Source organism: Salinicoccus siamensis (assembly GCF_055391965.1).
This window is the reverse complement of the sequence record NZ_AP043765.1, coordinates 45,295-60,097: the sequence shown is the minus strand read 5'-3', so window position 1 is coordinate 60,097 and position 14,803 is coordinate 45,295. Positions and strand designations below refer to the sequence as shown.

Below are 14,803 nucleotides of genomic sequence, written 5' to 3'. Positions count from 1 at the left end.
TAATGAAGCAGTTTTTCAAAAATCTGCAGTCCCTCCATATTAAACTTGTCATCATCTATGTGCTTTTGATCATCATCGGCATGCAGATCATCGGACTGTACTTCACCAACACGCTCGAGAAGGAACTGATCGGCAATTTCCAGGAAAACATCGAAACGCAGGTGAGTCTCATTGACACGAGAATCAACGAGCTGCATAGGGAATATGGAGACGATAGTACCCAGTTCCAGGAAGAGGTGCAGACCTTGCTTGCCGATTACGGCAACCGCTCGGAAATAGAGGAGATCAGATATGTCAATTCGGATAATGTCCTTATCGCAACAAGCCGGATCTCAAATGAACTGAGTGTCGGTACAAGGATCGATGCGCCCCTGACTGAGGAATCCATCACCACCGGTACACGCAACGAGGAAATCTACGTCAACGTGGACCAGGACAACCAGCGCGTTTGGCTGTTGAATCAGCCAGTCATCCAGGAAGGCCAGATACTCGGGGCGATATATACCTCGTCCAATATAGAGGAAGTATACAAACAGCTGCAGGCCATCAACAATACATTCATCATCGCCACAATGATCTCCCTCATCATCACGAGCATCCTTGGCATCTTCATCGCGCGCACAATCACCCGTCCGATTACGGATATGCGCAATCAGGCGCTCCTCATGTCAGAAGGGGACTATACATCGCGTGTAAAGATATACAGCAGTGATGAAATCGGTGAATTGGCAGGTTCATTCAACATGTTATCGAAACGTGTTCAAGAAGCCCAGGCCAATACGGAAAGTGAGAAAAAGCGCCTGGACTCTGTCATTACTCATATGTCCGACGGCATCATCGCTACGGACCGGCGGGGCCGCATACGCGTCGTCAATGAGATGGCGCTCGATATGATCGGGGAGACAGCGGAAAATACGCGTGGAGAGGATATGCTTGCTGTATTGAAACTGGACGATGAAATGATGCTTGAAGAGATCCAGGAGATGGATGAGAGTCAGCTCCTCTTCTTCAATCATGATGATGAAGAGACGACCATCCGTGTGAATTTCTCGACCATCGTCAAGGATACAGGATTCATCAACGGTTACATCGCTGTGCTCCATGACGTTACGGAGCAGGAGCGTGTGGATACTGAGCGTCGTGAATTCGTAGCAAATGTCTCCCACGAGCTCAGGACGCCGCTTACATCCATGCGGAGCTATATAGAAGCCCTACAGGGCGGCGCTTGGCAAAATGAAACGCTCGCCCCCAAATTCCTTGGTGTGACCCGTGAAGAGACAGACCGTATGATCCGTCTGGTCGAAGATCTACTGCAACTTTCCAGAATGGATAATGAAGCAGAAGAGCTGTCCAAGGAAATTGTAGATTTCAACCTGTTCCTAAACCGCATCATCGACCGCTTCGAAATGACCCATAAGGATGAAGTCGAATTCGTGCGCGATATCCCGGATACCGCCGTCTTTACAGAGATTGCGGTGGATAAGATGGGTCAGGTACTCGATAACGTCATATCGAATGCCATCAAGTATTCAAGCAAGGAAAACAAGAAAGTCGAGTTTCATGTGAAACAGAACCGTCTGTACAACCGTCTGACCGTGCGGATAAAAGATAACGGACTGGGTATACCCGCAAGCAAAGTGGATCGTATATTCGAGAGGTTCTACCGGGTCGATAAAGGCCGTGCCCGAAAAATGGGCGGGACAGGACTCGGGTTAGCCATATCAAAAGAAATCGTCGAAGCGCATGATGGTAGGATATGGGCAAACAGCGTGGAGAACCATGGTACAACAATCTTCATCAACCTGCCGTGTGAAACGCTGGAGGAGGCGGATTGGGATGAATAGGGAAAGACTCAAATCCACAATCCTATTCCTTCTCGTCATCAGCAGTGCCATCCTCACCTATATGGTCTGGAGCTACCAGCCCGAATTTTCGCAAGTCGATACATCGATCGAGTCGACCTCCAACATCGGTCAGGGGGAATCACTGGAATTCGGCAGCGTCATGCGGGCCTATCAATTGATATGGGTCGACGGCAATACAGTGAAAGGTACGATTAAAGAAGATGCGGTTGTCGGCGTACGGGAGTTTCTGAAGGATACAGAAATTGAGAATATTGATATATACAATAATATAAATCGCCTGACGCCTGATGTTAAGGAAGACGGGGATGAAGAATTCCTGATTGTGGACTACCCATCCGAGATGCCATCCAAATCACTTTTCCAAGTGCTTGGGTTCTCCTACGAAGGTGCCCTACCCGACTACAGTTTTGATCGGATTATAGTAGACATTGCTTCTCCAAAAGTCACTTTCTATATGTTGAATGAAGCATTGGAACAAGTAGCCGTCGCCGAGACGGACATCGATAGCAGCTACCTGTTGTCGATCGTGGAGGAATATGAAGATTCCTTCGAAGATTACGTTGGCATCATCACCAACCAGAAAACCTCAAACAATAAGACTGCCATCTATGGGCCGGAAGCTCCGGGTGCTGTATCCATTGAGCATTTTCTGATGACTCAGATCGGCATCGATACGATGAATGATATCCTCTTCATGGGCGATGAAATCGAAGTTAATAAAAACGATGATGTATATGTCTATGAAGGGACCCATAACTTATCGACATATAATCCCGAAACCTATAATTTCGTCTACACAAACCTTGATGAGTCGCTGTCATCGAATAGAAATCCGCATCAGACCATCCAAAGAAGCTTCGATTTCCTCAATTCGCATGGTGGCTTAGAAGCTGAACATATGCTTTTCGATTATGAAGCGGATGGCAACGAATCGACTTATCGCTACACCTTAAACGGATATGCGGTGTTCAGTGATGAAATATCAAGTGTCGTTATGACCAAATACGGTAATAATGCGCTTTTTGAATATCAACGTCCCCTACTCAATATCAGTGCAGAAGTACCGAATGATGAAATGAAGTCCCTCGCAAGGCTGGAAGATGTCCGTTATCAGATTGCATTGAATGAAGATCTGGATCTTCAGAAAGTATCGAAAATCACGATCGGTTATGATATGCAGTTTTCAGATGTGCAGACTGAACTCAATCTGCTGCACTTCACACCGCAATGGTATGTAAAATACAACGATGAATGGATGCGGTTCAACGAAGGAGGCCTCCACTGATGGATTGGAAGCTGACGAAATCCCTCTATATCCTGGTCTTCCTCCTAATCAACATCGGCCTTATCATGATGTACTACAACAAGCAGCAGGAAGATATCCATAAGATAGAAAACCGGCCCAATATCCTTGAAGAGACGAATATAGATCTATCACAGCTGCCCGAGCATGAGCCGCGCAAGTTGAATATACTGTCTGCAGTCAAGGCGACTTTTATAGACTCTGAAGAGGTAGAAGCTGAAACAGTTGAAACGACGAATGAAGGCTATGTTTTGAAAAACGATTTTGAAGCCGGAGAAAATGCACCGGATATGACACGTGAGGATTTGGAAAACCATAAGGCCGAAGAAGTTTACAGAGGTTCGGAATATGAGTATGATGATGTAATGAGTGATGAAGGCTATATGCTGTTCAATCAGCATTATGAAGAATTGCCCATCTTCAACAATGAAGCGGCAAGACTGCTTTACAGAGGGGATGGCCAGCAGGCGATGGAGTATGAACAGGGCTACCTGAAAAACATCAGTGAGAATGAATATACTTCGCCAGTCGCTGTCCGCGATCCCGAGAAAGTCGTCGCGAGTCTGTATACTGACGAGCGGATTTCCGGAGAAGCGGAGATTGAAGATGCCCGACTCGGATACTACATCATCTTAAATGATGGTGATCAAGTGCTTCTCAGGCCGAAATGGAGATTGAATATCAACGACCAGGGTGTCGATAAGACAGTATATGTTGATGCCATCAGCGAAACAGAAGATATTATTGAAAGAGAGTGAACAGAATGAAAATGAGCGTGTTAGCCAGTGGCTCCACGGGAAACAGTACGTATCTCGAAACAGAACAAGGCAGCCTGCTCATAGATGTGGGACTTTCGTGCAAGCGGACGGAGGAAGCATTGAATTCACTAGGTACCTCCCTCAAGAATGTTGATGCCATACTTATTACGCACGAGCACAGTGACCATATCAAGGGTCTGAAAGTCATTTCCAAAAAATATGGCATTCCGGTATATGCAAATGAGAAGACGTGGCAGCGCATCGAGTCCAAAGATATTCAGGTCGCGAGTGACAGGAAGTTCCACTTCAATCCACTGGAGGAGAAGGAACTCCTTGGGATGGATGTCCAATCATTCAATGTGTCCCACGATGCAATCGATCCACAATTCTATACATTTATGCAGAATGATAAAAAACTTTCAATCATCACCGATACAGGCTATGTCTCGGATCAGATGAAAGGCATTATAAAAGACAGTGACTGTTTCGTCTTTGAAAGCAACCATGATGTAGATATGCTCCGGATGTGCAGATATCCATGGATGACCAAGCAACGCATACTTTCCGATGTCGGACACGTCTCCAATGAAGATGCAGCGCATGCGATGCACGACGTTATAACAGACCGCACCAAGCGCATATATCTGAGTCATCTGAGTCTTGATAATAACATGAAAGAACTTGCTAAAATGAGTGTCGAACAGATATTGAACCATTACGACATCGATACGGATAATGATATAACGATAAGCAATACCGATAAAGCAATACCGACAAAGATCTACCAAATATAAAGTTATACACACAATTATGAAAAAAGGTGTGCATAACCTATGATTATTGTGGATACTTTATAATAATTGTGGATAAGCAAACAGTCAGTTGTGTAAAACTGGCTGTTTTATTTATATTTATAGAAATTTAATGATTATAATCTCTTTTTATGTATAATAATTAATGAATTCATGTGGATATGTGGGAAAGTTGTGTATAAACATGTGTATTATCCATGAATCGTTAAAACCTGTTAATAGATATGCACATGTGGATAGACTAAGTACAACAGCATAGCCATCAGAAAGGAGACGCAAATTGAAAATTACGCTAATTACAGTTGGGAAGTTAAAAGAGAAGTATTGGCGCCATGCAGTCGAAGAATACAGTAAGCGCATAAGCGGCTACGCCAAACTCGAACTGATCGAGATCCAAGATGAAAAAGAACCAAACAATGCAAGCGATAAAGATATAGAAATCATAAAAGACAAAGAAGCGCAAAAAATCCTGAGTAAAATCAAAGAAAATCAGCATGTCGTCACGCTGGAAATCCAAGGTAAGACTTATACCAGTGAAAATTTGGCGAAAGAATACCAAAGGTGGATGAACACCGGTAAAAGCGACGTCGTCTTCATCATAGGCGGCAGCAACGGAATCGGCAAAGCAGTTCAAAAACGTTCCGACCAGGAGATCAGTTTCGGTTCCCTCACCTACCCGCATCAAATGATGAAGGTGATGTTGCTTGAGCAGATATTCCGAGTGAATAAGATTATTAGGAATGAGAGTTATCATAAGTAGTGTGTTAGAAATAATCTAAGAATCTTTAAGTGGAAATGCTGCTTATATTTCAATGGACTTTATGTTTCAGGATCTTTCGACAGAGAGTAGATTATGTACGTATATACTTCATAATAAAACAACAAATAAAGTAAGTCACCAGAGTTCAGTTTGGATTAAGTATGGGGATGATTGGAAGTTATTTTTCCTTCAAGGTACAAGTACAAGCAGATAAAAATTTATAATACGCTCGGCATAATCACCAGTGAACTGTTTATGTCGAGGAAAGTTTTAAGTAGAGAAGCAATCGAATTAAACTCAAAAAGGAAATTGGAATTAAAATTATAAGATGCTAGTATTTTTGTTTTTTTAATCATTTAAAACTATAATGATACGAATGAATATATAGTTTAGAACAGTTAATAGTAATACATATCACTTTCATTTACAAAAACCAGAATAAAGAATGATATTAAAGAAATTAGATGAGCCTGATAAAAATATGGAATATAATAATGATATGAAAGTTGAGATATAAAGAAAAGTGTACTACAGCTTTAGCTCCAGTACACTATTTATGAGAACAGAAAATATTTATAGACTATTTGCCATAAGCTCTGCTTGATCAACGATATTATCAACTGCTATCTTCTGAAGATCCGGTGAATAGCCATACTTCTTTATTAATCTTCTCATCTTCACCCTCATTTTAGCTTGAGTACTTTCTCGCTTATGCTAATCAACACTTATTTGTTTAATTGAATAAAAAGTTATCGTATATAAATTGGTGGATTTTATAATGAACTTAGCCACCTTTGATACAAAAAACGTCATGTGAATTTCATGTTATATTGAAAGTTAACCACAACACTCAATAAAGGAATGAAATCACATGACGCAACTTCATGATAACACTGAATCCATCAAAGACAAACACCTCACCAAAGAGGAACGGGCTCAAATTGAGGTTTTAAAGAAAGAGAAATACTCCAATCGTGCGATTGCCCGCCGTTTAAGACGCGCGCCGCAAACGATCAATAACGAAATCCATCGCGGCACTGTCCAGCAGATGCGGCGTCAGAAACAGAATGGAAAAACATATGATTACGCGTATTATGTCTATGATCCAGACCATGCCCAAACACGCTATGAAATGCAACGACTTCACTGTGGCAGACGTCCAAAATGGAGCTTGTCCGATGCATTTGTCGACTGGGCAGATGCACAGATGCTGGATCACCACTGGTCACCGGATGCGGTCGTCCTGCGAAACAGGCGGATATGTTCCCTGCTGAGCTGATGCCGTGTACGACAACACTGTACCACTGGATTGACCGGCATATCATGCGCACGAAGAACATTAACCTATCGGAGAAGATGCGCCGCAATACAAACTCAAAAACGCGCAAGAATCGTGAACATAACCGCGATCTGGGGCCGTCCATCGCAGACCGGCCGGAAGCTGTCGAATCCCGAGAGACATTCGGTCACTGGGAAATCGACACCGTCATCGGTGCAAAACACAAGGATGATGCGGTGCTGTTGACACTCGCGGAACGACAGACCCGATTTGAAGTACTATTAAAAGTAGATGGCAAGGCGGCGCACCCCGTCACTGAGGCGATTGAATCGCTCGTTGACCGTGCCGGCGACTACATGCCGTCGTTATTCAAGACGATCACATCGGATAATGGCTCTGAATTCAGTGCACTTCATGACACCTTGAAACATGTGACAGACGTCTACTTTGCCCGGCCGTTTGCGTCATATGAACGGGGCACCAGCGAGAATCAGCATAAATTCATTCGCCGGTTTATCCCGAAAGGCCAGCCGATCTCTGCCGTCAGTGATCGACAGATCCAGCGCATCCAACGATGGATGAATGATTATCCACGTAAAATCCTGGGTTACCAGACACCGCATGAGCATTTCGCCAAGGCACTCAATCAAACACACATGGCACAAAGTGCCTAGTGTAAATTTCTTCACCTCCCCCTCGGGGGAGGTGAAGCCCAGCCACCAGCGTGGTTTCACAAACTCTGGATTGGGATGATCCCCGGGTGGCTAAGTTAAACTTGAAATTCGCGATAAATTATATTTAACTTCTAGCACACGATTATTTGAAACAGGCAGAAGCATCAAAGAGAATGTAATTGGGTATATTCAGGAGCAGAGATGAAAAAGGGATATATGATCAGTTCTAAAGTAAACTGATGCAAAATATTGAAAAGGTGGAGAGTTGGAATGAACATTTTAATTTTAGGTGGGACTGGACGGGTCGGCAGCCATATGTTGAAACATGCACTTGACGACGGGCACCAAGTCACGGCACTGGTGCGTGATGCAGAGAAAATACAAGTGGAAAGCATCAATTTAACAGTTGTCGAGGGTAATGTGCTGAACAGGTCAGACATACTGAATGCGATGAACGGTATAGATATGGTGATCAGTGCACTTGGTACGGACGGCACTACTACCCTCTCAGAAGGCCTCCCTTCAGTTATAGAAGGTATGGAAGAAAGAGGCCTAAAACGCCTCATCACCATCGGGACTGGTGGGATATTGAACAGCAGGACAGAGCCCGGACTGTTACGTTATCAATCGAACGAATCGAAAAGAAAAACGACACGGGCAGCAGAGGAACATCATAAGGTCTTCAACCTCCTTGAAGACTCCCAACTTGATTGGACGATCGTCTGCCCTACCTACTTGCCCGATGGTGAATATACGGGTCAATATCGGGCAGAACGTGACTATCTTCCTGAAGGTGGTAAAATGATTTCTGTTCCTGACACGGCGGAGTTTGCGTACAGCCAGATACAGGATGATAGATTTATAAGGAGCCGCGTAGGACTGGCGTATTAATACCCCTTGCGTCTATAACGGCACAACCCTAATCAGACGACAGGTCTATTTAAAATATTAAATAGACAATAGACATATATTTTCCAGGAGGCGCATATGTATGAAGAACGCTGAACAGCTTAAATCCATACTGAACAAATTGGATGGCCAGAAGTACGGCACCTATAAACAGTTGAAAGGGACTTATCAGTTCGACCGCTTCAAGCTGGCAATCGATCACGTACAGGTCGACCCTTACGCCCCGCCATCCAAAATGCGGATTATAATGAATCGTGATACAGCAGGAATTCCAGCCGAATTGCTCGATTCAAAGGACAAAATCATAGCAGTAGCGGATTTTCTGACACGTGCATTTGGTGAGAGTATTAAAAAACATAAAAACGGCGCTAAAATGAACAGTAAAAACATCAAGATCCTGATTGACCGCCCCGGTGAAGAAATTTTGGAGCGGACTTCTGTCGTCATCGGTGAACATGAGCTCGAAGTACGCTTCGAAGTCGGTCTGCCGGCTGCAGGCCGGAGGATTCTGGGCAAGGCAGCAGCGGATATAATTACTGGTATACTGCCTAAAATTGCAGATGACTCCCTGCTGTATCAGAACCTTGACCAGAAAGGACTTGAGAAGCAAGTGAGTCTGGTGCTCGATCAGATGCATATTCGACAAGTGCTTAATCAAAAGAATCTAGTGGCATTTGTGGCGAACGGTGCCATCCTGCCCCGCACTAGCGGTGTGTCAGATAAGCCATTGCAAGGAGCAGTGCCGTTTTCAAGTCCAGAAAACCTCAAAGTTCAGATCGATCTCCCAAGTGGAAAGACAGTCACAGGTATGGGTATTGCTGAAGGCATCACCCTGATTGTCGGGGGCGGTTATCACGGCAAGTCTACCCTGCTTCAAGCGTTGGAACGCGGTGTCTACAATCATGTTCCGGGGGACGGCCGCGAGATGGTCATTACACGGAGTGATGCAGCGAAGATCCGAGCGGAAGATGGCCGTAATATCGAAAAGGTGAACATCAGTACATTCATCAATAATTTGCCCGCGAAAAAAGATACACACGCCTTTTCAACGGAGAATGCGAGTGGTAGCACTTCGCAGGCCGCAAACGTGATTGAAGCGCTTGAATCAGATTCTAGCCTTCTATTGATCGATGAGGATACTTCAGCAACCAACTTCATGATCCGCGATGCCCGGATGCAGAAGCTCATTGCCCGTGATAAAGAGCCCATCACACCTTTTTCGCAAAAAGTAAAGCCATTGTACGATGAGGAAAATGTATCGACCATACTGATAGTAGGCGGTTCTGGTGATTATTTCGATGTGGCGGACCAGGTGCTGATGATGGATGAATACAGGTTGAAAGACGTGACGGATGCCGCAAAGGAAATTGCTGCGTCAGATGCAGATAAAAAAGGAAATATGTCAGACGAGAAATTCAGCGAGATCAGCCAGAGGATTCCACTGAAGTCAGGGTTCTCGAAATCCGGAAAAGATGATCGGCTGAAAGCAAAGGGGCGCACTACGATAATGTATGGCAAGGAGCCGATTGAGTTGGCAGGGCTGGAACAGCTTGTAGATGACAGCCAGACAAACTGTATCGCAGTCATGATCGATTATCTCAGACACAACGTACTGGATGACACTCTGACATTATCCGAGGCCGTCGACCAGGTCTACAAGCATATGGAACGTAATGGACTGGATGCGCTCTTGCCCTACTCCGGTCATCCTGGTAACTTGGCGCGGCCGAGGAAGCAGGAATTCATCGGTGCACTCAACCGTTATCGCGGTTTCAAAATCAAAGGGTGACCTATAAGGACTTTTATGAAAAGTACACAAACCAATATTAAAGAAGGATAGATTCGATCAACGAATCTATCCTTCTTTTTTGGTTTCACACATTCTATTGCTGCAGTTTTCCGGCTGTGTATCCACCATCGACAGGTATCGTAACGCCACTGATCTGTCTGGCCAAATCCGAGCATAGGAACATAACAGCGTTGCCCTGGTCCTGGGGGGTCGCCATCTCACCTCTAGGCAGGGATTCGAGCACGCCGTTGTACTGTTCAGGATGACTCTCCGCCCACCCTTCGATGGCCGGAGTGATAGTAGCCCCCGGGGCAATTGCGTTTATCCTTATATTCTGTTTGCCGTATTCAAGAGCAACTGATTTCGTCAGTCCGACCACACCGTGTTTAGAAGCAGTGTATGGAACCATATTCGGCGCGCCCTCCAATCCAGCTCCTGAAGCGGAATTGACGATGGCACCGCCACCTGTCTTCAGCATCGCATTGATTTGGTGCTTAACACAGTAGAATACGCCGTATAAGTTTATTTTTATGGTCTTATCCCAGTCTTTTGAGTCCATATCGCCTATTTTAACCTGGCCTGCGTTGATGCCGGCATTGTTATGGGCAAAATCCAATTTGCCGAAAGCAGAGACGGTTTCGTTCACCAGTGCTTCAACTTGTGTTTCATCACTGACATCACATTTGAAGAATTGTGCCTCGCCTCCGTTGTCTTTTATGATTTTGATGGTTTCCCGTCCGCCTTCTTCACTGATATCGGATACCATCACTTTTGCGCCTGCTTCTGCCAAAGCAACAGCGCTTGCGCGCCCGATGCCTGAACCAGCTGCAGTGACCAGCCCCGCTTTATCCTTCATAAGTCCTGTCATGGGAACTTCCCTTCCTTAAGTGGTTTTACACTCTTATATTACCTTAGCGTAGGATTTAGGGGAAATATAATGGACATAATAGAAAAAATGACGATTCAACCCCTTGTCGGGGTAGGTCGCCATTCATTTTAATCCTATAAATCTTTATCTTTCTGATTCATAAGCTTATTATATGCTTCGAGATACGTTTTTTCTGCATCAGAAGCCCTGTCCATCGCATTCATGGCTCTGTGCCATAGCGGATAGATTGGCTCGGGTTGCGTCAGGTCGTTTATCTGGACGATTTGGTTATCCGTCAGCTGCAAATCGTATGACGCGATGTTTTCCTCAAGCTGTGCTTTGTTCCTCGTGCCAAGAATTACAGAATCGACATTCGGTCTATCCCTCAACCAGGCCAAGACGACTTGAGGAACAGTGGCGTTATGATCGGAAGCTACATCCTGAAGCATTTCGACAAGATCAAAGAATAGTTTTTCATCTTTGACATAAGGTTCTCCCCAACCCTCACCTTGGCGGGTACCTGGTTCTGCTTTTCTGTCTCTTGAAATCTTGCCGGTCAACAGACCTTCACCGAGCGGTGACCATATCGTATTGCCGATGCCCAGTTCCTTTGCTGCAGGCAGCAGTTCATACTCCGCTTCCCGGGATTCAGGTGTGTAATAGACCTGATGGGCAATTGGTGGCATCAAATTATTTTCAACAGCGAATGTGTGGGTTTTGGCCAATGCCCATCCACTATAGTTGGACACGCCCCAATATCTGATCTTGCCTCTTCTGATGAGGTCATTCATCGCCAGAACTGTTTCTTCAACCGAAACCTGGCCATCCCATACATGAACATAATAAAGGTCCAGGTAGTCGGTGCCGAGCCTATTGAGTGTCTCATCAATGGATGCTTCGATATTGATGCGGGTCGCACCGACATCATTCGGGTTATCTGTCAATTGGAAACCCGTCTTGCTGGCAATCACCATATCTTTGCGTTTATCCCGGATTGCTTTGCCGAGTACAATTTCAGCATCACCCTTAGCATAAAGGTTCGCAGTATCGAAATGGTTGATGCCATGTTCCAAGGCATAGTCGACCAACGCATCTGCGGTACTCTGATCCATGTCTCCTGCGGCTTCAAAACCTTTTGTTCCGCTGAACGGAATGGTTCCAAGTGCATATTTGGACACGTTCAGACCAGAATCACCTAGTAGTCTATAATCCATCTTCATCCCTCCATTGCTTTTTTCTCTACCCTGCTCTCAATTTAGTAAAACTTGAAGACGAGATGGCCCCTCACCCAGAGGATTCAACCATTTCATTCGATATGCTGTCGAAGTGATATATGCTAGAATACATGCAAGCAACAACTATTGGCAAAACAGCAGAGGGGGCGGTAATATGTCGAATGAAAAAGACGAAATCATTTTGCGTGGTCTTAGAGCGAATAACCTGAAGAATATCGATCTCAACATCCAAAAGGAAAAGATTACGGTGTTTACAGGAATTTCAGGGTCAGGCAAGAGTTCTGTCGTCTTCGATACACTCGCAACGGAAAGCAGAAGGCAAATGACGATGAATTATCCGATGTATGTAAGAAATCAGATGCCTCGATACGAGCGTCCGAAAGCGAACCTGATGAAGCAGCTCAGCTCCGTGGTCGTCGTCGAACAGCGGCCGATCGGCGGCAATTCCCGCTCGACAGTCGGTACGTATATGGATGTCGACCCACTCATCAGACTTTTGTTCTCACGCGTCGGCGAGCCTCCGATTGAATCTGCAACGGATTTCTCCAGCCAGAGTTCTTTCGGAAAATGTCCATCGTGCAACGGGTTTGGTGAAATTGTCGCTCCCGACCTCCATAAATTGGTCGACGTCGATAAATCGCTGAGGGAGTACGCTGTACGATTCAAGCCACTGTCGCCATCTGGTTGGCAAGGTAGATGGATGATAACAGGAGAATTATTCAATCCGGACATTCCCATCAAGGAATTTTCAGAGGAGGACTATCAGCTCTTCATTTATGGACCGCCTGAAGGAGAGCGTGTTTTTGCTCCCTTCCACACTAAAGATGGCCCCCATCCCCACGAGTGGGATGGCTTGCTGCCGCGTTTCACCCGCCTGTACATCAACCGGGATGTATCAAAGCTTGCCCAGACTTCACTGGATGATGTATTGGAAATGACCAGCCGGAAGCCTTGTCCGACATGCCAAGGATCCGGGTTGAATCCTGAAGTGCTGGCATGTAAGATTAATGGATTCAACATCGCAGATTATAATGGATTCGAGCTGACGGAACTATTGACAGAGCTTGAAAAAATCAACGATCCCATCGGCTCTGCGATCGCTCTCCAGACGATCCCCTCCATCAAACAGCTTATAGACTTGGGGCTTGGCTATCTGAGCCTCTCCCGGAAGATGGCGACGCTCTCCGGCGGAGAGGCCCAACGGGTAAAAATAGCGCGTCACCTGGGCAGCAGCCTGAACAACATCACATATATCTTTGATGAACCTACTGCGGGGTTGCACCCCGAAGAAGTAGCTTTGCTCATACAGATGCTGAAGCAGATTAAAATGCAGCATAATACTGTCGTCGTCATTGAGCATGACACATCCATTATTAAAGTCGCTGATGAAATCATTGAGATGGGCCCAGATGCCGGGGCGCGCGGTGGCGAGGTCATCTACCAGGGAAATCAACAGGGCTTGGAGCAGTCGTCTGCTGCAACGACACTCCAGCGTACAGTTGAAGTCAATGACCACCCGCGCCAGGCTGAAGAATCGTTTTCCATCAAACATGCGTCAATGAATAACTTGAAGGATATAACAGTCGATATCCCGAAAAATGTCCTCGTTTCCGTCTGTGGGGTTTCCGGTTCCGGCAAGAGTTCATTTATGTTGGAAGCATTTCCTGGGAAATATCCCGAAGCGATTATGGTCGGCCAGTCACCTATTGGCGTATCGAGTCGTTCGACACTGGCGACATATATGGGGATCATGGACGATATACGGGCGATATATGCGCGGGAAACCGGCGAGCCAGCCGGGTTGTTCAGCTTTAACTCCTTGGGGGCTTGTCCAGTCTGCGATGGTAAGGGAATCACTAAGCCGGATGTCGCTTTTGCGGACCCTGTAACGGTGACTTGTGAGGCTTGTGGGGGCACAAGGTATTCCGACGAGGCATTGTCGCATTCGTACAAGGGGAAGAATATCGTGGAAGTTCTCGCCCTTACAATCGAGGAGGCGAAAGACTTTTTTGAACGGCCGAAGGTGATAAGCCGCATCAGTACTTTGATGGATGTCGGCTTGGAATACCTGACCCTTGGGCAGACGACAAGTTCCTTGAGCGGAGGAGAAGTGCAGCGATTGAAGCTGGCGAGTCATCTGAAAAAAGAAGGGCAAATCTATATTTTGGATGAACCTTCCTTAGGTCTGCATGCCCAGGACAACGATAAACTGCTCAATGTATTCCAGCGTCTTGTAGATCAGGGGAATTCAGTCATCATCATTGAACATAATGTCGATTTCATAGCGGCAAGTGATTGGATAATCGAGCTTGGCCCTGGTGGAGGCAAGAATGGTGGCGAAGTAATTTTTGAAGGGACCCCACAGAAGATGGCTACTGCTGATACATTGACTGCAAAGTGGCTGAAGCGATGAAGAAGCGGCTCGAATGCGGCAAGAAATTTAAACGTGCTATTAGAAAGATTCTTTCGCAAAATAAGAAGATATCAAAACTCTTAAGTGTTCATTTTGTACAAAAATCCTGGAATGATATATTCATCCCAGGATTTTTTA

The 14,803-nt window shown here is 45.5% G+C and carries 10 protein-coding genes and 2 pseudogenes; 9 read left to right on the top strand and 3 right to left on the bottom strand.

Annotated features, from left to right (window positions below; all coding sequences use genetic code 11):
- Nucleotides 1-2 precede the first annotated feature (2 nt).
- From walK to rlmH, 5 genes are all read left to right on the top strand, one after another.
- On the top strand, nt 3-1,844 hold the full coding sequence (walK, locus tag ACZ5LF_RS00275) for a cell wall metabolism sensor histidine kinase WalK (protein ID WP_380569639.1): 1,842 nt from the start codon (nt 3-5) through the stop codon (nt 1,842-1,844).
- Complete coding sequence (locus tag ACZ5LF_RS00270; RefSeq protein ID WP_380569638.1) at nt 1,837-3,150, top strand: YycH family regulatory protein; 1,314 nt, start codon at nt 1,837-1,839, stop codon at nt 3,148-3,150. Before walK ends, ACZ5LF_RS00270 begins: the two co-directional genes overlap by 8 nt.
- Nucleotides 3,150-3,926, top strand: coding sequence for a two-component system regulatory protein YycI (gene yycI, locus ACZ5LF_RS00265; RefSeq protein ID WP_380569637.1), 777 nt, complete (start codon nt 3,150-3,152; stop codon nt 3,924-3,926). The genes ACZ5LF_RS00270 and yycI overlap by 1 nt, the downstream gene beginning before the upstream one ends.
- A complete protein-coding gene (locus ACZ5LF_RS00260) occupies nt 3,923-4,720 on the top strand; it encodes an MBL fold metallo-hydrolase (protein ID WP_380569636.1) in 798 nt (265 codons plus the stop codon). Before yycI ends, ACZ5LF_RS00260 begins: the two co-directional genes overlap by 4 nt.
- Nucleotides 4,721-5,018: 298 nt before the next feature.
- A complete protein-coding gene (gene rlmH / locus ACZ5LF_RS00255; RefSeq protein ID WP_380569635.1) occupies nt 5,019-5,498 on the top strand; it encodes a 23S rRNA (pseudouridine(1915)-N(3))-methyltransferase RlmH in 480 nt (159 codons plus the stop codon).
- Between the two features lie 573 nt (nt 5,499-6,071).
- Here the strand turns inward: rlmH and ACZ5LF_RS00250 are convergent.
- Nucleotides 6,072-6,209, bottom strand: a pseudogene (locus ACZ5LF_RS00250) (type I restriction enzyme endonuclease domain-containing protein); the annotation flags it as partial.
- Nucleotides 6,210-6,369: 160 nt separating this feature from the next.
- Here ACZ5LF_RS00250 and ACZ5LF_RS00245 point away from each other — a divergent pair.
- From ACZ5LF_RS00245 to ACZ5LF_RS00235, 3 genes and pseudogenes are all read left to right on the top strand, one after another.
- Nucleotides 6,370-7,451 (top strand): annotated as a pseudogene (locus tag ACZ5LF_RS00245) (IS30 family transposase).
- A 270-nt stretch (nt 7,452-7,721) separates the two neighbouring features.
- A complete protein-coding gene (locus ACZ5LF_RS00240; RefSeq protein ID WP_380570024.1) occupies nt 7,722-8,342 on the top strand; it encodes an NAD(P)-dependent oxidoreductase in 621 nt (206 codons plus the stop codon).
- Nucleotides 8,343-8,442: 100 nt separating this feature from the next.
- Complete coding sequence (locus ACZ5LF_RS00235; RefSeq protein ID WP_380570025.1) at nt 8,443-10,149, top strand: ABC-ATPase domain-containing protein; 1,707 nt, start codon at nt 8,443-8,445, stop codon at nt 10,147-10,149.
- A 94-nt stretch (nt 10,150-10,243) separates the two neighbouring features.
- Here ACZ5LF_RS00235 and ACZ5LF_RS00230 read toward each other — a convergent pair whose 3' ends face one another.
- Nucleotides 10,244-11,017: an SDR family NAD(P)-dependent oxidoreductase gene (locus tag ACZ5LF_RS00230; protein ID WP_380570026.1), complete on the bottom strand. Its 774-nt coding sequence runs from the start codon at nt 11,015-11,017 to the stop codon at nt 10,244-10,246.
- A gap of 134 nt (nt 11,018-11,151) precedes the next feature.
- Nucleotides 11,152-12,231: an aldo/keto reductase gene (locus ACZ5LF_RS00225; RefSeq protein WP_380570027.1), complete on the bottom strand. Its 1,080-nt coding sequence runs from the start codon at nt 12,229-12,231 to the stop codon at nt 11,152-11,154.
- Nucleotides 12,232-12,406: 175 nt separating this feature from the next.
- Here ACZ5LF_RS00225 and ACZ5LF_RS00220 point away from each other — a divergent pair, with 175 nt between their 5' ends.
- Nucleotides 12,407-14,665 carry an excinuclease ABC subunit UvrA gene (locus ACZ5LF_RS00220; RefSeq protein ID WP_380570028.1) on the top strand — a complete coding sequence of 753 codons (2,259 nt, stop codon included), beginning with the start codon at nt 12,407-12,409 and terminating at the stop codon, nt 14,663-14,665.
- The last annotated feature ends 138 nt before the right edge of the window (nt 14,666-14,803 follow it).

What these genes read in the sequence shown, in the direction of transcription:
- ACZ5LF_RS00240 (WP_380570024.1), top strand. Translation starts at nt 7,722, where the DNA reads ATGAACATTTTAATTTTAGGTGGGACTGGACGGGTCGGCAGCCATATG.
- yycI (WP_380569637.1), top strand. Translation starts at nt 3,150, where the DNA reads ATGGATTGGAAGCTGACGAAATCCCTCTATATCCTGGTCTTCCTCCTA.
- ACZ5LF_RS00230 (WP_380570026.1), bottom strand. Translation starts at nt 11,017, where the DNA reads ATGACAGGACTTATGAAGGATAAAGCGGGGCTGGTCACTGCAGCTGGT.
- walK (WP_380569639.1), top strand. Translation starts at nt 3, where the DNA reads ATGAAGCAGTTTTTCAAAAATCTGCAGTCCCTCCATATTAAACTTGTC.
- ACZ5LF_RS00235 (WP_380570025.1), top strand. Translation starts at nt 8,443, where the DNA reads ATGAAGAACGCTGAACAGCTTAAATCCATACTGAACAAATTGGATGGC.
- ACZ5LF_RS00270 (WP_380569638.1), top strand. Translation starts at nt 1,837, where the DNA reads ATGAATAGGGAAAGACTCAAATCCACAATCCTATTCCTTCTCGTCATC.
- ACZ5LF_RS00225 (WP_380570027.1), bottom strand. Translation starts at nt 12,231, where the DNA reads ATGGATTATAGACTACTAGGTGATTCTGGTCTGAACGTGTCCAAATAT.
- ACZ5LF_RS00220 (WP_380570028.1), top strand. Translation starts at nt 12,407, where the DNA reads ATGTCGAATGAAAAAGACGAAATCATTTTGCGTGGTCTTAGAGCGAAT.